This window comes from Parabacteroides sp. HGS0025 (assembly GCF_000969845.1).
GTDB lineage: Bacteria > Bacteroidota > Bacteroidia > Bacteroidales > Tannerellaceae > Parabacteroides > Parabacteroides gordonii.
Window position 1 is genome coordinate 357,058 of sequence record NZ_KQ033903.1, and the last position, 19,620, is coordinate 376,677.

Sequence of the window (19,620 nt, forward strand, 5' to 3'; positions counted from 1 at the left end):
ATTATTTTACTTCCTCAACGCTGCCTTTGCCGATCACTTTCTGCTGAACGGCTGTCGGCCCTTTGTAACGGATATTGCCTTTACCGACAATATTCGCTTTCAGATTGTCGGTGGGGTGAACTTCCATTGTTCCGTTACCAGTCATTTTACATGTCAGATCAGGAACTTCCACACCGAAAGCCATTATTTCACCACTGCTGGTGATGCTGTATTCTCCAACGGCCGCTTTTCCTTTCTTCAGGTTGATCGTACCGGAACCGTTGATGCTGCACTCCAGCTTATCGGCCTGCAAGTCGTTAACGACCATATTGGCGCTACCGGAGACATTCAGCTCCAGCTTTCCTACTTTAACGGTTTCTTTCAACTGAACCAGACAGTTGGAGTTAGCCTTAATCTTCACTTCATCCCCGGTAATCGCACTATTAACCATGAAATTGGCATTGCCTGAAGCCTTCACTTCTTTCAGCCATTTTGAATTAGTTTTTACAATGAACTTGGTATAATGATCTACTTTAGCTCCTTTGAAGCCGATAGAGAGTTCCCTGTCTTTTATATTGATATTAACGAACTCATGCAAGTTCTCATCGACTGTTACTTCGATATAGGGTTCTGCATCCGACTGTTCGTAATTAAAATCAATAACACCATCGATTTTGATCGTATTAAATTCATCGATCTTTATCTTCTTAGTGGTAAGAGTTCCGTTTCCCTTCACATGATCTGCTGCCTGGACTGTGAATAACAACCCTAATAACATGATAATAGATAATAAGCCTTTTGTTCTCATAATTTATTTGTTTAGTATTGCCTATCCTTTTAATAGACGCATCAAGGATGCGGTTGGTTACAAAAATAGGGGTAATTTAATTTATAATTCCTACATTTGCTATATTTTTATAGGGAATTAAGTTATGGAACAGCGTTTATTTGGCTCTGGTAAAGAAGACTATTCGAAAGTATATACGATATACTTTCCGAAACTGGTGCGCTTTTCCGAAACTTATCTGCTTTCAAAAGAAGATGCGGAGAACATAGTACAGGATATATTTCTTTATTTGTGGGAAAACCGGGAACAGATACCTTTACTTGGGAATATGAATGCGTACCTTTTTACCGTTGTAAAGAACCGTTGCATCGATTTCCTTCGCAAACAAACCCAGGTCGGAAAACAAAAACAGTCGCTATCGGAACTGGAAGAAAAGGAACTGCAATTTAAGTTATACTCTTTGCAGAAGTTTGATGAGAACAATCTTTCCGTATCGGATATAGACACACTTATCACACAGGCAGTCGATTCATTACCTGCCCGTTGCAAAGAGATTTTTATACTCAGTCGGATGGAAGGTTTACGGCATAAGGAAATAGCCGAGCGTCTGAATATCTCCGTTAACACCATAGAAAGCCAGATCGCTATTGCTTTGAAAAAGCTAAAGGTCACATTGAAAGATTATGTGCCATTGTTTATTTTTATCATCTGATCGTACCCTCTAAGATTTTCAATCCCTTTAAGTTCTTTTGGCAAGAAGGAGCCTGTGCCTGAAATGTTAAAGTCAAATTTTTTTGATTTTCTTTTTGGCGGCATTCTTATCTTTTACGTCATAAGAGTAAAGAAGATATAATTTTATGAAAGAACAACTCGATAAATATTTTGCAGGTACACTTACCGATACCGAAAAGTTAAACCTTTTCCGGGAAATGGAACATGATGCCAGGCTGAAAGATGAAATGGCGGATATGCAGAATATTATGGCCTTATCCGGATTGATGGATAAGGAAGGCGATCAAAAATTGGTAGCCGGAAAGATCAAAGAACTGGAACGACGGGCCAACAAAAGGAGAGTACTTCATATATCCCGCTTGACGTTAAAGTATGCGGCTGTTTTCGCCCTGCTTTTCTCTACCTGGTTCCTTTCGGAGAAATATACATTAGAGAAACATCGGGACGAAGCGATCTGGATAGAAGCTCCCCAAGGACAGCGAGTATATCTGACGCTTGCCGACGGGACAGAAGCCTGGCTCAGTTCACGTACGAAAATAAAGGTTCCCAATCAGTTCAATAATAAAGAAAGAGTCGTAGAACTGGACGGAGAAGGTTTCTTTGCCGTAAAGAAAGATGTGAAACGCCCGTTTATCGTCAAAACCAAACAATATAACGTGCAGGTATTGGGAACACAGTTCAATGTATTTGCCTATTCGACAAGTACCGATTTTGAAACCGATCTGCTGAAAGGATCTGTATATGTATATCACAGGGATGACAAAGAGAGCGGCCTTTACCTGAAACCGGATGAGAAGGTTTTCCTGAAAGACGGGACGTTGTTGAAATCAGCTTCAAACTTCAAACAATCAAAATACCTGAAGAACGGTATCTTTACTTTCGAAGATAAGCCCTTCGGCGAATTGCTGACAAGACTGGAACTGTGGTACGACGTCAAATTCACTGTAACGAAGCCGGAGATCAGGGAATATGTCTTTTCGGGCAAATTCCGCCAAAGCGACGATATAGCCAATATCCTGCAAGCGATACAGGAAGTGGGAAAATTTAATTTCCGGATAATTACGGAAAATGAGATAGAGATTTATTAACCTTATATGTAAAACTAAAAAAGAATATTGCCTATGTAAATATCAGTAATGAACAGATAGGACGAAACAGGGGAGTGTTGGTACCACTCCCCCGCAATAGTCAATACTATCTTCTTAGCGTTGTAACCTACAAAAAAAAGTATTAACATTATTATTCAGCAAAGTTATGAAAAAAAACTTGTTGCAGACATGCTATTATGCTATAAGAGAACTTAAATCAAGAAAAATAGTTCGCATTATGAAATTATCAACCTTTTTCTTCTTCCTGCTTATCATGCAGCTGCATGCCGAGAATATTCAGTCACAGACGGCAAGTGTAGCTCTGAACAAGGAAGCACTCACGTTGAATGAATTGATATCGGAAATAGAATCGCAAACCGATTATCTGTTTATTTATAGTAAGAGCGATATAAATGTGAGCCGGCGGGTAAAAGTAAATACACGCAGCCGGCAGGTGTCCGATATTCTGAATGATATTTTTTCAGACAGTGATATTACCTATAAATTTGCCAACAACTATATCTCGTTGCGCAAAATAAATGAGAAAACGGCAACCGGTAATCCCGATCCGGCACAAACAAAGAAAATAGTCGTAACGGGTAAAGTGCTGGATTCCTTTGGTGATCCGGTTATCGGAGCCAATATCGTGGAAGACAATACCACAAACGGAACGGTCTCCGATATAGACGGGAACTTCAGCCTGTCGGTTGCAGAGAATGGCGTTTTGGCCGTTACCTTTATCGGATATATAGAACAAAAGATACCGGTAAAGAATAAGACTTCCTTCACCATTAAACTGAATGAAGACCTGCAAAAGTTGGATGAAGTGATTGTGGTTGGTTACGGTAGTATGAAAAAGAGCGACCTGACAGGATCGGTTGTCTCATTGAAGGCCGAAGAAATTAACTCACCTAACAACTCCAGTTTGGTACAGATGATGCAAGGACGTGCAGCCGGTGTTGTTATCACTCAGAACAGTACACAGCCAGGTGGTGCAGCCGATGTGCGTATCCGTGGACTTTCTTCTGTAAATGCCAGTAAAACACCGCTATATGTAGTAGATGGTTTTCCTGTGGATAATACAAACTTTTATCCGGGTTCGGGAGATGTGTTTGACGGCCCGAAGAAAGACCCGCTAAATAGTATCAACCCTTCTGATATCGAGAGTATGGAAGTGTTGAAAGATGCGTCAGCTACGGCCATCTACGGATCACGTGCCGCCAACGGCGTTATTCTGATCACGACCAAACAGGGTAAAGAAGGAAAGGCGAAGGTCACTTTGAACTCCTCTTTCGGTATTCAGACAATCGCCAAACGGTTCGAGTTCCTGGATGGTTCGGAATTCGGGAAAGTGACTAATGAAATGTTTTCCCTGTATAATAAGAACCCATACTATACCAATGACGAAATTGCGGCATTCGGAAAAGGGACAAACTGGCTTGACGAGGTGACGCATACCGGTATGGTTACTAATCATGACCTGTCTTTGCAGGGTGGTACAGCTTCGACCAAATATATGGTGTCGGCCAGCTATCATCTGAATAACGGTATAGTAAAAGAAAGTTCTTTTGAGCGTTACAGCTTCCGTGTAAATCTGGAACAGAAGATATCCTCTCTCTTCAGCGTGAATATTTCCAGCTTTATGAGTAATACATCGGACAAGAATGTAGCTGTAGGTACACGCGCGGAAGATACAGGTGTATTATCCGGCGCCTATACATTCCCGTCAAATGTCCCGGTTCGTGATGAAAACGGCAAATTTTCAAAGAACCCGCGCTATGCCTTGTTGCCTAACCCGGTATCTTTGCTGGATATCGACGACAAAACCCGTTCGAAGAGATCTATGTTGAATGCATCGTTAAACATAACTCCTACCGACTACCTTTTTATCAAATTGCAGGCAGGCACGGATATGCAAGACTCCAAACGTGAATACTACAATCCTAAAACAACGCGCAACGGGGCCGATGCCAATGGTATCGCTTCTGTAACAGCCACTCAAGGACGCAGCAACCTGTTTGAAGGAACGGCTACATTCAAGAAGGAGTTTAATAAAGTTCATAAACTGGATATCATGGCCGGTTATACTTATCAGGATTTCACTTATGAAGAACTGACAGCCAAGGTATCAAATTTCTTTACCGACTATTTTGGATACAATAATATCGGTATCGGTGAAACTTACAGTGCTCCGGGAACTACGAAAAGAATGAATAAACTGTTATCCGGCGTAGCTCGTGTAAACTATAACTTCGCAGACCGTTATTTGTTTACCGCAACATTCAGAGCGGACGGTTCGTCTAAATTCGACAAAGAGCATCGTTTCGGCTATTTTCCCTCTTTCTCTGCTGCATGGCGCATCTCTAACGAAGAGTTTATGAAAGGACTTACATCGTTATCGAACATGAAACTTCGCCTCGGTTATGGTGAAACAGGTAATCAGGATATCGGTAACAACAGTTACCAGAACTTGCTGAAAAAAGGATATGAGTATGTTTTCGGTAATTCTCCGGTTACAACGATCATTCCGGGTAATGCAGGTAATCCACTGCTGATGTGGGAAACAGCCAAACAGTTTAATATCGGTTTGGATATGGGCTTTTTCAACAATCGCGTTTCAGGAACTCTTGAATATTACCAAATCAATACGGATAATCTGTTGCTGCAATTCTCTACCCCGGCCTATTCCGGATATACTTCACAATGGAGAAATGCAGGTGAGATTATCAACCGTGGAGTGGAGTTTACTTTGAATACAACTAATATCCGTACTCGCAACTTCCAATGGGAAACTTTACTGACCGTTTCTCACAACAAAAACAAATGGAACGATCGTGCCGGATTGCCTAAACCATATATCGGGGCTTCCGAAAATGATCCGGTGAATGCAATCTATGGATATACGTACGATGGTATCTGGCAGGAAGGCGATGATATCAAAAACAGTGCACAGCCAAATTCTGTACCCGGAAATATTCGTTTCAAGGATATTGGCGGACGCGATGCCGACGGGAACTTTGTTGCGGGGCCGGACGGAAAGATTAACGATGCGGATATAAGTTACCTGGGAACTCCAGATCCTAAAGTGGAATTAGGTTTTGGCAATGACCTGACCTATAAGAACTGGAATCTGAATATCTTCTTCAATGCCCGTCTGGGTGGTAAGAAATACAATCAGTTCCGTGCTTATTACGAAAACCCGGTAAGAGTTTACGAAGGTTTCAATGCATTCAGCAGTGTGATGGATCGCTGGACTCCGACAAATACAACCAGCCAGATTCATTCGGGAGCCGCCAACCCTTATGGTGGCGATATGAATACATTCTATGTAGAAGATGCATCGTTCTTACGACTGAAATCTGTCAGGCTGACTTACAACACGAAGATTCAGTCTTTCCCTCTCAGTGTGTATGTCGACGCCCAAAACCTGTTTACCATAACAGGATATTCAGGTTACGATCCTGAAATTGGAGGCACAAACGATTATAATACATATCCTGCTTGCCGTACATTCATGGCAGGTTTAAGAATCAGTTTTTAAAAAGTTACAATTATGAAGACACTCAAAATATATTTGCTGGCAGTTTTAACTTGCTTACTTTCTTCCTGTCTGGACACACAGTTGTATAATGAGATAGCTGTTGACGACTTTTTCAATACGGAATCGGATGCACGGGCATATCTGAACGGTGTGTATGGCGGTTTTCGTGATAGAAGTGCCCGTAATTACATCCCAGCAGGCGAATATGCATATCAGATGCTGAACGAAATAGCGGCCGACGGTCTGATTTTCGGTCCTGGAGCACAGAGCGGCAAAGGCAGTCAGTATGAAATGGCCGAATGGGGAGTTGACTTTTATGTAACCTCTTCTCTTTGGAACGATTTGTACCTGGCTATTGTCCGTGCCAACATTGGAATCGACAATCTGGGAAAAGTGGAGACAAACGACACTAAGTTGATAGAACAATTTGTAGCAGAAGCACGTGTAGCTAGAGCCTGGTTTTATGCAGACCTTACTTATCTGTACGGAGATGTTCCTTTTATCACAGATTCAAAGTTTGATATAACATCGAAACCCAAACGTGAATCGAAAGATAAGATCATCGAATTTTGTATTTCAGAGATTCTGGCTTCAATAGAGAAACTTCCCGAAAGCTATCCGGCTGAAGATTACGGCCGTTTTACAAAATCAGCCGCCCAGGCCAAGCTTTGTAAAATATATCTGGAAGCCAAGATGTGGAAAGAATGTGCCGATATGGCAAACGAGATTATTAATAATTCGCCTCATAAGCTTGTATCTGACTGGGGTAAATTATGGGGTGTGGAGAATGAGAAGAATATAGAAACAATTTTCTCAATTCCCTGTTTACCTCCCCGTTATCAGCATTCGGCTTATGCTGCGCATTTTCATCCGGCAGACTTCCTTATTGAAGGCGGCGGTTCTATCGGTTGGGATTATTATCGTTGTACCTGGGATTTCTATAATACATTCGATCCGGCCGATAAACGCAGGGCAGACATGCTGACTTCATACATCAGTGTTGAGAAAGATGCCAACGGACAAAATATCCGCAAGGAGATTGGTCATGGCGGTGGCGAAGGGCCGATACCGAATAAGTTCCCACTTGACCCGGCTCATATCGGGTGGACTGAAGGAACAGATGTCGTGCTGATCCGTCTGGCTGATATTATATTGGCACGCGCCGAATCATTGAATGAGTTGAACGGTCCCAATCAGGAGTCAATCGACCTGATCAACCGGATCCGTACACGCGCATTCGGAAACGAAACCCACAACTTAAAACTGGCTGATTACGGTACGAAAGAAGCGTTGCGTGCTGCTATCCTGCAGGAAAGAGGATGGGAGTTATATCTGGAAGGATACCGCCGTCTCGATCTAATCCGTCATGGAGTTTATATCGATGCTATGAAGAAGAAAGGTTCAACGTTTGTTTCTAACAGTCAGTTATTGTTGCCGATACCGACCAGTGAAATTAATCTGAACCCGAATCTGACACAAAACGATTATTGATAGATAAACAGGATTTAAGGTAAAAGAGGAAGGAAGCAACCGGATAAAAGATAGGATCAGTATATCTTCCGGTTGCTTTTTTGTTTACTTTGAGTTTGATAAACAGAACAGTTATGAGAGTACGATTTAAAATAGTCCTTTTCTGTAGCATTTTCTTTTCAACAGTTCTTTACGGACAGGACACCGGATGGGCTCTACCGACTCCGGATAGCAATAAGCTGCCAACAGCCCTGATCCCCTATCCCGATGAGGTGATCCGGCAAAAAGGATGTTTCAGCTTTTCTACACTAAAAGCTGATATCGGTTCTTTGGATAAGATAAAAGATCATGAACAGGTCGGAAAAGAACTGAACGAAGTCTGTATGTTCTGGAATATGCCGGAACAGGCGCCAACTGTATGCAAGGTTTACTTTGAACAACTCCCCGAAGAACAGGATGCATTAAAAAGAGAGGCCTATCAGTTGGTTATCTCGGATAACAGCGTCCGGATTTCAGCGAACAGTTTTGCCGGGTTCTTCAACGCCTTGCAAACATTACGACAGTTGATCAAAGAAACTTCCGATGCATACGAACTTTCTAATTGTATTATTAATGATGTCCCGGCTTTCTCCATCAGAGGCGTAATGCTGGATGTCGGACGTAATTATGCGGCCACGCCATTTATAAAGGAGATGATAAGAAAACTATCCTATTACAAGATTAATGTATTACACTTACATCTGACCGATGATCCGGGATGGAGAATCGAAGTAAAAGGAATGCCGGAACTGACAGCTCCATCTTCCTTCTGGAAAACCCGCCAGCCGGGGAAATATTATACACAGGAAGAACTGATATCACTCGAAAATTATTGCACGACGTTGAATATGCGGATCATCCCGGAAGTGGATATGCCGGGGCACAGTGCTTATTTCGAAAAAGCAACCGGCCTGAAACTTCAGACACAGCAAGGAATGGCTACACTTCAAAAGGCATTGGACGAGGTAATTCCCTTATTCAAAGATTCTTTTTTTCATATCGGCTCGGATGAAGTTCATTTTGAAATGGATAGCTTTATGCCCGAAATGATAAAATACGTTCGTAGCAAAGGGAAGGAAGTGATAACCTGGTATCCGGGATATTCGCCTGACAGCAAGGCTATACGGATGTGCTGGGGTGAGAATGAAGCCGCACATCCCATTGACAAAACGGCACGCTACATCGACAGCAATGGTTTTTACATGGATTATATGGACTCACAAGGGGGTATGCTGCAAACCTTCTTCCAGCAACCTTGCGAAGTACCCGTTGGCAATGACAACGCACTGGGTAGCATCATGTGTGTCTGGACAGACGGGGCATTAAGTTCTGAACAACGTTTACTGGAACAATATCCTTTCTATCCTTGCATGCTAACCTTTGCCGAACGTATCTGGCGCGGAAGCAGAGAGAAGAGACGCGACCTGATGGCACAGGTTCCCTCTAAAGGCACACCGGAATGGAGTGCTTTTGCCGAGTTTGAAGATCGCCTGGTTTATCACCGGGATCATTATTTTAAACACACGCCATTTGCTTACGTAAAACAAGCTGAAATAAAGTGGCGGATAATCGGCCCTTTCGATCATAAAGGGATAAACGATACTTCTTTTGAACCGGAGAGATTGATAAAAAAAGAATACATAGTAAATAATACCTTGATGAAATGGACACCTTCACCCATTTATGGAGGCGAAATTCAAATCCGTAATCTGTATGCCATGTTCAACGCACATCAGGGCAAATACCGGTTGGACCATTGGCCTACGGCGATGTCGCCTGCCGTTGGCAAAGGTGATGGAACCTGCTACGCACTGACTTACATAAACAGCCCGGAAGAGCAGGATGTCTATCTGATGTTCGGACTGAACGGTATGTGGGGACATTCCGGTGGATATCGCACGGCAAGAGCACCTGAGCAAGGAAGCTGGGATTTCAGTGGAGGTGATATCTGGCTCAACGACGAGCGGGTGAGTCCTCCTCACTGGCCATTCGAAAGCTTACCCTGGACAGGCTGGGGAAAAGGGCGCATAGAAACACCGCTGACAGAAGAAGGCTACTTCTATCGTCCCCCTGTGAGAATCAAACTGAAGAAAGGGTTGAATAAAGTCCTTATCCGTAGTGTATTCGGGCATTGGAAAGGAGATAACGGACAGCGTAAATGGCAATTTTGTTGCATTCCCGTTCAATGGGACGGCTTGCATTACACAGAAGTGGAAGGACTGGAATATGTAGATTGGATAGAATAAAAAGCACAAAAATAACCCGGAGACTACTTTTCTGCAAACACTTGCGCGAAAAGTAATTCCGGGTTTACTACAACTCTCCCTATATTGTATTAATTCACATGATCGATATCGCTGGATCCGCTCGAGCTCTTTTTCACTTCCGGATTACCTTTGTATTTGATGTCGCTACTGCCGGATGCGGAAGCGTCCAGTCTTTCAGTAACATTTGTCATGATATCGCTACTACCGCTGGCCGAGCATCTCAGTCTTTTCACTACAAAGTCGTAAGACTTGATATCGCTGCTGCCGCTGCAATGATATTCACCGTCATTGGCTTTTCCCGACATTTTAATATCGCTTGAACCGGAAGAACGGCATTCTATCTTGTCGCATTCCAGGTCGCTCGCTTTCAGGTCGCTTGCTCCGCTCAGGCTGATCTTACATAAGTTGGAAATACGAACAGCGTTTTCCAGATATACATCACTTGCGCCGGATGCACTTACTTCCAGGTTATCTCCGGTAAGTTTATTTTGCAGGATAAAATCCATACCTCCGGAAACGCCCAGCTTATTCAACTCTTTGGAGTGACTGTTTATTACCAACCGACTTGGATTGATCTGAGTACCTCTTTCAGTTCCTATCCGTAGAACACCTCCGTTGGATTCGATGACCAATAGCGAAAGCAGGTTTTCATCTATTGTGATCTCTAAACCTGCGCTTCCAGACTGTTGCGTATAATTAAAGCGGGGTGATTGATTTTTCTTCGAGAAAGACATCCCGCCATGTTCGATACCCTGCCCTACTTTAATTTCCTTATAGTCGGATACCTGAATTTCTTTGGTGATGATATTTCCGTTTCCTTTTACCTTTTTTGCATGACACGAAACTATACCCAGTGTCATTAATCCGATGAATGCTAATGCAATTGCTCTCATACTGTTTTTTCCTTTTAAGTTTAATATTTAGTTTGCTTTTTTCAGTTTGCCGGAACCGATAATACTTTTACTGGTAGTCGGATCCCCTTTGTAATATACGTTTCCGCTTCCTACGATATTTGCTTCCAGACGGTCTTTGGCATAAGCCTGGATATTACCGCTACCGGCAATATTACATTCCACTTTGCCTGTGGCACAGTCGTAAGCTTTTATACTTCCGCTTGCCGCAAGATTGTATTCTGCTTGTTCGGCCTTCCCGCCTATTTGGATAAAACCACTACCGGCGAGGCTGCATTCAACACCTCTCAGATCGATATCCGATGCAACAACGCTACCAGAACTTGCCAGGTTCACCTCCAGCTTGTTTCCTTCCACTTTCTTCTTCAGCAGGATATTTCCGCTACCGGCCATATTGATTTCCAGCTTACTTATATTTATCGGGCTGGCGATAATAAAATCACCGGAAGAAACAACGTTCAGTTCCTTTATCTCGCGCGAATTCGTTACCACCTTGAATGTCGTCGGATTCAGGTTGTAAGTATTTCCGTTACGGCTACTTTCGTTTATTCTTTTCGGGCCGACTTTCAACTCTTTGCCTTCCACATTTATTTTAAGCAAAGGGAACAGGTTTTCGTCGATAGTTACTTTCAGATAAGGAGCCGCATCCGACTGTTCATAGACAAACTCCATGACGCCAACCGTCGATATTTCATTATAATCGCTGATTGAAATTTCTTTAGTAATCACGTTTCCGTCTCCATCGACTGTTTTTTCAGTGATGGCAAAGCCTGTCAGAGTGGTCAGCAGGCAAGCAATAAGAAAAAGTACTTTTGTTTTCATCTGATTTATTTTTAGTTCTTTCTTTATAAGACGAAGGAGATATGGTTTCGGTTGCATATTGGAAGCACTTTTTTCAGAAAATAATAAAAAAAAGAAAACCGCGACCCGTATTTATAACGGATGCGGTCTCTTTGCTTCCCAACGAAGCAATCTCACGATTCCTCCTTTGCAAAGACTTGTTAACCTTAGATCTAAAATACTATGAAAAAAACTCGATGCAAATATAAGAGGAATTATAGTATGTGCAATAAACAATTGTATCAATTTATTGTAAATTTGTCACTTTATGATTCAAATGTTACATTTTTTGATCGATTTATTCTATAACTCCAAACTTTTCCGGAATAGAATCCATAATATCAAATAGTTCGGCTACAGTCTCTGCACGGAGCATAGCAACGCGAGTCGGTTTGAAATCGGCAATGCCCTTGAACAAGGGAGTCGCTGCCAGATGGCGACGGATATGAAGAATGCCGCGCCGCTCGTCCAAACGTTCCACACTCTGGTTGACCTGCTGTTTCAGGATATCCAGATACCAGGTAAATCTTTCGTCGGGCAGCGGTGTACCGTTCGTCAGGAAATGTTTCACCTCACGGAATATCCAGGGACGGCCGATACTTCCGCGACCGATCATTACCCCATCGACACCATACTGGTCGAAACGTTCCTTGCAGGTTTCAGCAGATGTCACATCGCCATTACCGATAATAGGAATATGCATACGGGGATTATTCTTCACTTCACCGATCAGCGTCCAGTCCGCATCGCCGGTGTACATCTGTGCCCGTGTACGGCCATGTATAGAGAGGGCGGCAATCCCGCAATCCTGCAACTGCTCGGCCAGGTCGACGATTATTTTATTATCGGCATCCCATCCCAGACGCGTTTTCACTGTCACCGGAATATTGACCGCCTTTACTACCTCTCTTGTGATCTCCAGCATTAGAGGGATATTCCGCAGCATACCTGCCCCGGCTCCTTTACCTGCCACCTTCTTTACCGGACAACCGAAATTGATATCGAGAATATCAGGGCGGGCAGCTTCACAAATTCGGGCAGCTTCCACCATCGCGTCCACTTCCTTACCATATATCTGTATGGCTACCGGACGTTCGTCTTCGGCAACCGTCAGTTTTTCCTGTGTCTTGTTCACGCTACGGATCAGTGCGTCGCTCGATACAAATTCCGTATAAACCATATCTGCACCAAAACGTTTGCACATCAAACGGAAAGAGATATCTGTCACATCTTCCATCGGTGCCAGAAACACCGGGCGTTCACCTAAATCTATTGAGCCTATCTTCATACCTTCTTATTATAGTCTACAAAAGTACTGCTTTTCCGGTTAGAAACATGAAAGAATCAGGCCGAATCTCTACTGGAATTTGTAGTTACATTTGAGCATTTCTTTATTAAAACTCAGAACATGATATGGTTACTTCCGGCGCGGAATGTTTTCTTAGTTAAAATTCCCCACTTTTTTTATTTATGTGGGGAATAATCCCCTATATTATGGGGAATACTCCCCACTGCAATGGGGATAAATACCCACTGTGGTGGGAAGGTGTGCAAGTCTGTTGAGATAAGGTACTAAAAGTTAACGGTGTTTATTCAGGAAATATAGGAAGAAACCCCTATCTTTGTGGTTTCTAATTTAAAACCAAACAGCTTTGAACGAAAAAGAATTTGAAATAATGGCTCCGGTCGGTTCATACGAATCGCTGATGGCAGCTATACAGGGTGGTGCCGACTCCATCTATTTCGGCATTGAAGGACTGAATATGCGTTCGCGCTCTTCCAATAATTTCACGACTGACGACCTGCGTAAGATCGTTTCCATCTGCAAAGAACATGGGATCAAAAGCTATCTGACCGTCAACACCGTTATCTACGGGGAAGACTTGGCGTTGATGCGCGAGATCATCGATGCAGCAAAAGACGCCGAAGTATCCGCTATCATCGCAGCCGATGTGGCCGCCATGAGCTATGCAAACCGTATCGGACAGGAAGTGCACCTCTCTACGCAGCTGAATATATCGAATGTAGAAGCGCTGAAGTTTTACGCCCAGTTTGCCGATGTCGTTGTGCTGGCACGCGAACTGAACCTCAAGCAGGTTTCCGAAATCTATCAGCAGATTGTCGAACAGCAGATTGTTGGGCCACGTGGCGAACTGATCCGTATCGAGATGTTTGCCCACGGGGCTTTGTGCATGGCCGTCTCCGGTAAATGCTATCTGAGCCTGCATGAGATGAATGCGTCGGCCAACCGGGGTGCTTGCATGCAGATCTGCCGCCGTGGCTATACGGTGAAAGACAAGGACAGCAATATCGAACTGGATATCGAAAACCAGTACATCATGTCTCCTAAAGACCTGAAGACGATCCATTTCATGAACAAGATGATGGATGCCGGTGTCCGCGTATTTAAGATCGAAGGCCGTGCCCGCGGCCCCGAGTATGTACGCATCGTCACCGAATGTTATAAAGAAGCAGTCAAAGCCTATTGCAATGGCACGTACGATGAAGAGAAGATCGCCGTATGGGACGAACGTCTGAAAAGCGTCTTCAACCGGGGTTTCTGGGATGGTTATTACCTGGGACAGCGTCTGGGCGAATGGAGCAGCAAATACGGTTCCGGCTCGACCAAGAAGAAGGTGTATGTGGCAAAGGGCATTAAATATTTCAGTGGCATCGGTGTTGCGGAGTTCGAAATGGAGTCGGGTACCTTGAAGGTGGGCGACGAGATCCTGATCACCGGCCCGACAACAGGTGCCGTTATGCAGACGATCGACGAGATACGCGTAGACCTGAAACCGGTGGAAGAAACAGTCAAAGGCGAACGTTTCTCCTTTAAAGTGACCGAGAAGGTACGCCCTTCCGACCGCCTCTACAAAATGGTATCCGAAAATAATAACAACAAAGAACTGAAATAAATGAAAGAGTATATCTTTAAACTGACAGACAAGGTACGCGACTACGAATGCGACCTGCAGGGAGTCGTGAACAACGCTAACTATCAGCATTATATGGAACATACCCGTCATGAGTTCCTTGAATCGCTGGGGGAGAACTTCGGTGCGATGCACGATAAAGGCGTCGACGGGTTTGTATCTCATGTAGACATCGACTTCAAGACTTCCCTGAAAAGCGGCGACAGCTATATCTCCTGCCTGAATGTCTATAAGAAAGGCGTGAAACTGGTCTTTGAACAGGATATCTACAGAGCTTCCGACGGTGCGCTGGCAACCAAAGGGAAAGTGGAATCGGTCGTCGTGCAGGACGGGAAACTGACCCGGGGTGAATACTTCGATGCAATGCTGGAAAGGATAAAGAACAAGTTATGATATAATATGACAGACAAACGGATTTACCAAATTGGCCTAACTATGATAAACGGTGTCGGAGATATCCTGGCCCGTCAGCTTTTGCAGTCGCTGGGTGACGCGGAAGCCGTCTTTACGGAAAAAAGACAGGACTTGGAGAAGATTCCGGGTATCGGAAGCCTGACGGCCGCCGAGATCAAACGCCCGGAAGTCCTTCTGCAGGCTGAGAAAGAGTTAGCCTTCGTTGAAAAGAACCATATCACCTGTTATTACCTGACAGAGGAAACCTATCCCAAACGACTCAGGGAATGTACGGATGCTCCGATACTCTTCTATTATAAAGGGACGGCAGACCTGAATGCGTCCCGCATCATCAGTATTGTAGGAACACGCCACGCAACGGAATATGGCAGGGCGGTGACAGAGGAACTGATACAAACATTGTCGGCTTCCTTCCCTGATCTGCTGGTTGTAAGCGGACTGGCTTACGGCATCGATGTCTGTGCCCACCGTAGCGCACTCAAAGCCGGATTGCCTACTATCGGCGTACTGGCGCATGGTCTCGACCGGATTTATCCCCCGGCTCATCGCTCCACTGCCGTAGAAATGCTGCAACAGGGCGGATTGTTGTCCGACTTCCCCAGCGGCACGGAACCTGATAAACCGAACTTCGTCAAGCGCAACCGGATCGTTGCCGGACTGGCTGATGCTACGCTTGTAGTCGAGTCGGCCGAGAAAGGCGGTTCGCTGATCACAGCTGATATAGCGTTCTCTTACGGACGGGATGTATATGCTTTTCCGGGACGGGTAAACGATATTCACTCCAAAGGATGTAATGCCCTGATCCGGCAGAACAAGGCCGGCCTGATCACTTCTGCCGCCGATCTGATCTCCGCGCTTTGCTGGGATGTAGAGAAGAAAGCCGCGCCTGCCCCTGTCCAGTCCGAACTGTTCTTCGGAGAAGAGGACAGCCGAACAGGAGCTATCACGACACTTCTCCAGGAAAAAGGCGAAATGCACATCGACCAGCTGGCAAAGTCGCTCGATCAGCCTGTCCGCGAACTATTCCCCCTTCTGTTCGAGCTGGAGATGAACGGACGGATCCGGACTTTGCCGGGAAATATCTATAAACTGGTTTAACAGAGAACGGGGTGTGTCAACTTTCCGGCACACTCCTTGCCTGAACTGTTTCGTAAACAACAACAGCAATAAATACCAGCGCAGTTATCGCATTCAACTGAAGCGGATTAAAGAAGCGAGCAAACGGAATGATAAACGCAAGCACGATAACGGCGATCACATGCGACCAGGCAATCATCCGGCAGGTGATCCATTTATACACACTGTTACTCATCAGATAAATGATTGGGCCGCCCACCATAGCGAAGATACCGCCCGTCGTCATTTCACCCAACGGATGGTTTACAACCAACTCATCCCCTACCGCACAAATGATCAGTGCCCCTACCAGCACGACATGGATCGAATGATATTTCAGTCCGAGCAGGCCGGGGTTCGATATCTTTTTGATCTTCCGGCTTCCCGCCTCGCTGCTGACATCAAAATAAATCCACCACATCGCCAGGCTGTTGGTGAAAGAGATTATTGCCGCATAGATAATCGTCGCGTCCCACACCTCGAAATCGCTGAGTGAAGCGCCCGTCATCATGATCGTTTCACCAAAAGCGATGATAACGAACAGCTGGCTTCTCTCTGCCAGATGTTGCCCTTCAATTGTCCATTCCTTACTAGAAACGGATCGTCCGAGCCCCGGCAAATAAAAGCCGAACATCGGCGAAGTGTAATCGCACAAGACGGCCACCAGCCACAACAGGATACGCATATATCCCTCGCTGAACGCTCCCGCAATCCAGAATATGGCGGAGATACAAAACCATCCCAATATACGTTTGAAGTTGGGGGATAGATGATGCTTCTTATCCAACAGGAAAACAATCACAAGCGTCCGCCCCAGCTGGATAGCCACGTAACACGCGGCAAAAACCAATCCCCGGCTTGTATACGCTTCGGGAATGGAAGAAGCCATCACCAGGCCGACCAGCATAAGGACAAACAGGAGCAACCGGATAGAACGTGTTTCGGGATTGAACCAGTTCGTTACCCAGGTTGTATGCTGCCAGGCCAGCCAGACGGCAAACCACAGGATGATCTCCTGCAGATAACCCAGCCAGTCCAGATGATGAAGCAGGTAATGCGATAACTGCGTGACCGCAAAGACATAAATCAGGTCGAACAACAGTTCCGAATAAGAAACAGAAGCCCGCTCTTCCTCCCGGCTTCTCAGTAAATGATGTGAAGAATGCGACATACGCCAACGATTTTATAGCCTGTATAATCCGATAACCCTATGGAATTAGAACAAGCGCCCGTTTATTTTGTTTAAGAGATGTTAGTTGTTTCTTTTTGTGTGAACGGGAACTATCTTTATCTTTGTCAAAAGCATTTGAATATGGAATTGCGAACAGCGAATGTAGTCAGATATATTATGCCTTTACGCGAAGGCGGTTCGTTGCCGGCGCTGGCGGAAGCCGACGACGGATATAAGTATGTAGTTAAATTCAGGGGAGCCGGACACGGCACGAAAGCACTGATTGCCGAACTGGTGGGTGGTGAAATAGCACGCACGTTGGGTTTCCGTGTGCCCGAACTGGTCTTTCTGAACCTCGACGAGGCTTTCGGCCGTACCGAGGGCGACGAAGAGATACAAGACCTGCTGCAGGCCAGCCGCGGACTGAACCTCGGACTGCATTTCCTGTCGGGCGCACTGACCTATGACCCGGTTGTGAATAAAGCCGGAGACAGGCTGGCTTCGCAGATCGTCTGGCTCGACGCCCTGCTGACCAACGTAGACCGCACCGTACGCAACACCAATATGCTGATGTGGCACAAAGAATTATGGCTGATCGACCACGGTGCCTCACTCTTTTTCCATTACTCATGGTCGAACTGGCGTAAGCATGCTTTAAGCCCGTTCATCCAGATCAAGGATCACGCTTTACTTCCCGAAGCTTCCCTGCTACCGGAGGTAGACGTCGAATTCAAACGCCTGCTATCTCCGGAAAAGATTCGTGAGATCGTCGAACTGATCCCGGAAGACTGGTTGCAGTGGAGCGACAGCCCCGGCACGCCGCAGGAGATAAAGGAGATATACATGGAATTCTTAACCGAGAGGATCGCCCATTCCGAAACATTTATAAAAGAAGCGCAAGATGCAAGGAAAGCACTTATATGAATATGCCGTTATCCGCTTTGTTCCCCGGGTGGAACGTGAGGAGTTTATCAACGTAGGCATTATCCTGTTCTCCAAACGGGCTAAATATATAAAAGCGCGTTACCGGGTAGACGAAAGAAAAATCCGGCTGTTCTCTTCCGAGCTGGATATGGATTCGTTGTATGCCAGCCTGAAAGTATTCGACCACATCTGCTCCGGTGCCAAAGGAGCCGGCCCTATCGCGGCGATGGACATTCCCGAACGATTCCGCTGGCTGACGGCTGTACGCAGTTCTTCCATACAGACATCCCGCCCGCATCCGGGCTTCTCGGATGATCTGGATACGACATTCGAGAAGTTATTTTCGGAGTTAGTATTATAGCCGGAGAAGCAGGCTTTTTCACCACAGAAAAGGCTCTCGAAAGTGTTAAAATTAGCAGTTTTTGCCTGTATTGTATAAAGTTTTATCTTCACTAACACTTTTTGACGATGCAGCCCTTCAAACTTAACAAATATTGGCCTGAAAAAGCTTGACAAAACCTCTTTGCAACCGTATCTTTGTACTGTGGTTTTTTCATAATAGTATTAGATTTAAGGTTAACAAAGTTGGTTAGGGCTTGTCGTGAGACAGGCTTTAATTGTTTATAGACCCTTCGTTTGTTATTTCCTTTTCAGACACAATAATTCTTCGGTGCAAATGCAGCCTTTTCTTTGTCATTCCTTCCCACCGTCACACCAAATAAACAGAAGAATTTTTCTATATTGATTTAAATTAGCTACTTTTGCAAACAATCAGATATACAGATATTTAGACATTATTTAGCGACCGCTTGAAAACGAAGCGGTGAACCTAAAAGAGACACCATTTGTATACATTACTTTATGCGACGAATAAAATATAAAAAGATGGCTATGTTGATTTACTTTCTTATTGTTGTGGTGGGAATTATTACATTAGTACTTATAACCGGCCTTCTGCTACCCGGCAAGAGGATCGGCTCCCGGCAATGCTTCTACAACGCATCACCCGAAAAAGTATATAATGTACTTATCAACAACACCGACTACGGCTACCGCAGCGACCTGAAAGAAATCATTATCATTGAAAGCCTGGACGGTATAGAAGTGTGGGATGAAATAGCCAAGAACGGTTCTGTTATCCGTTTCAAAACCGCCCGCAAAGAACCTTTCTCACTTTACGAATTCGATATCATCAAAGGAAACGGCTTTACCGGACACTGGAAAGGCGAACTGCAGGAAACAAGCACAGGCGGAACCCATTTTACTTCTACGGAAACTATCCGGATGAAGAACCCTTTCCTGAAAGTCCTCTCTTACCTGTTCTTCGACATCGAGAAGTTTATGGACAACTATCAAAATGACTTACGGGTGAAGCTGAGCGAAGACCTCGCATGAAAAAAGGGAGCCT

16 protein-coding genes are annotated in these 19,620 nt (G+C 44.8%); 11 read left to right on the forward strand and 5 right to left on the reverse strand.

Annotation, left to right across the window (positions count from 1 at the left end; translation table 11 throughout):
- Position 1 precedes the first annotated feature (1 nt).
- On the reverse strand, positions 2–787 hold the full coding sequence (locus HMPREF1212_RS18630) for a head GIN domain-containing protein (protein ID WP_028727144.1): 786 nt from the start codon (positions 785–787) through the stop codon (positions 2–4).
- Between the two features lie 124 nt (positions 788–911).
- On the opposite strand from HMPREF1212_RS18630, the gene HMPREF1212_RS18635 reads away from it, so the two are divergent.
- The 5 genes from HMPREF1212_RS18635 to HMPREF1212_RS18655 all read left to right on the forward strand — a co-directional run bounded on the left by HMPREF1212_RS18635 (position 912) and on the right by HMPREF1212_RS18655 (position 9,882).
- Positions 912–1,478, forward strand: a complete 567-nt coding sequence (locus HMPREF1212_RS18635) for an RNA polymerase sigma-70 factor (protein WP_046150644.1) — start codon at positions 912–914, stop codon at positions 1,476–1,478.
- Positions 1,479–1,623: 145 nt separating this feature from the next.
- A complete protein-coding gene (locus HMPREF1212_RS18640; protein ID WP_046150645.1) occupies positions 1,624–2,586 on the forward strand; it encodes a FecR family protein in 963 nt (320 codons plus the stop codon).
- Between the two features lie 238 nt (positions 2,587–2,824).
- Positions 2,825–6,127 (forward strand): TonB-dependent receptor, encoded by a 3,303-nt coding sequence (locus HMPREF1212_RS18645; protein ID WP_046150646.1) that lies wholly within the window; start codon positions 2,825–2,827, stop codon positions 6,125–6,127.
- A gap of 12 nt (positions 6,128–6,139) precedes the next feature.
- Entirely contained in the window at positions 6,140–7,618 is a 1,479-nt protein-coding gene (locus tag HMPREF1212_RS18650; protein WP_046150647.1) for a RagB/SusD family nutrient uptake outer membrane protein, read from the forward strand.
- Positions 7,619–7,731: 113 nt separating this feature from the next.
- On the forward strand, positions 7,732–9,882 hold the full coding sequence (locus HMPREF1212_RS18655) for a family 20 glycosylhydrolase (RefSeq protein WP_046150648.1): 2,151 nt from the start codon (positions 7,732–7,734) through the stop codon (positions 9,880–9,882).
- Between the two features lie 89 nt (positions 9,883–9,971).
- Here the strand turns inward: HMPREF1212_RS18655 and HMPREF1212_RS18660 are convergent, their stop codons facing one another.
- The 3 genes from HMPREF1212_RS18660 to dusB form a co-directional block, all read right to left on the reverse strand.
- Positions 9,972–10,796 carry a head GIN domain-containing protein gene (locus HMPREF1212_RS18660; RefSeq protein WP_046150649.1) on the reverse strand — a complete coding sequence of 275 codons (825 nt, stop codon included), beginning with the start codon at positions 10,794–10,796 and terminating at the stop codon, positions 9,972–9,974.
- A 27-nt stretch (positions 10,797–10,823) separates the two neighbouring features.
- Positions 10,824–11,636: a head GIN domain-containing protein gene (locus HMPREF1212_RS18665; RefSeq protein ID WP_046150650.1), complete on the reverse strand. Its 813-nt coding sequence runs from the start codon at positions 11,634–11,636 to the stop codon at positions 10,824–10,826.
- Between the two features lie 316 nt (positions 11,637–11,952).
- Positions 11,953–12,942, reverse strand: coding sequence for a tRNA dihydrouridine synthase DusB (dusB, locus tag HMPREF1212_RS18670; protein WP_046150651.1), 990 nt, complete (start codon positions 12,940–12,942; stop codon positions 11,953–11,955).
- A gap of 364 nt (positions 12,943–13,306) precedes the next feature.
- Here dusB and HMPREF1212_RS18675 point away from each other — a divergent pair, with 364 nt between their 5' ends.
- The 3 genes from HMPREF1212_RS18675 to dprA are packed head-to-tail and all read left to right on the forward strand — an operon-like array spanning position 13,307 to position 16,099.
- A complete protein-coding gene (locus HMPREF1212_RS18675) occupies positions 13,307–14,569 on the forward strand; it encodes a peptidase U32 family protein (RefSeq protein WP_028727154.1) in 1,263 nt (420 codons plus the stop codon).
- Positions 14,570–14,980, forward strand: a complete 411-nt coding sequence (locus HMPREF1212_RS18680; protein ID WP_028727155.1) for an acyl-CoA thioesterase — start codon at positions 14,570–14,572, stop codon at positions 14,978–14,980. It begins immediately after the preceding gene.
- 6 nt (positions 14,981–14,986) lie between these two features.
- A complete protein-coding gene (gene dprA, locus HMPREF1212_RS18685) occupies positions 14,987–16,099 on the forward strand; it encodes a DNA-processing protein DprA (RefSeq protein WP_046150652.1) in 1,113 nt (370 codons plus the stop codon).
- A gap of 16 nt (positions 16,100–16,115) precedes the next feature.
- Here dprA and HMPREF1212_RS18690 read toward each other — a convergent pair whose 3' ends face one another.
- The gene (locus tag HMPREF1212_RS18690) at positions 16,116–17,288 is read right to left on the reverse strand and encodes a low temperature requirement protein A (RefSeq protein ID WP_046150653.1); all 1,173 of its coding nucleotides are present in this window, start codon (positions 17,286–17,288) and stop codon (positions 16,116–16,118) included.
- A 141-nt stretch (positions 17,289–17,429) separates the two neighbouring features.
- Between HMPREF1212_RS18690 and HMPREF1212_RS18695 the strand changes: the two genes are divergently transcribed.
- From HMPREF1212_RS18695 to HMPREF1212_RS18705, 3 genes are all read left to right on the forward strand, one after another.
- Complete coding sequence (locus tag HMPREF1212_RS18695) at positions 17,430–18,212, forward strand: HipA family kinase (protein WP_028727158.1); 783 nt, start codon at positions 17,430–17,432, stop codon at positions 18,210–18,212.
- Entirely contained in the window at positions 18,190–18,573 is a 384-nt protein-coding gene (locus tag HMPREF1212_RS18700) for a DUF3037 domain-containing protein (RefSeq protein WP_028727159.1), read from the forward strand. The genes HMPREF1212_RS18695 and HMPREF1212_RS18700 overlap by 23 nt, the downstream gene beginning before the upstream one ends.
- A gap of 524 nt (positions 18,574–19,097) precedes the next feature.
- Entirely contained in the window at positions 19,098–19,607 is a 510-nt protein-coding gene (locus tag HMPREF1212_RS18705) for a hypothetical protein (protein ID WP_046150654.1), read from the forward strand.
- Positions 19,608–19,620 lie beyond the last annotated feature (13 nt).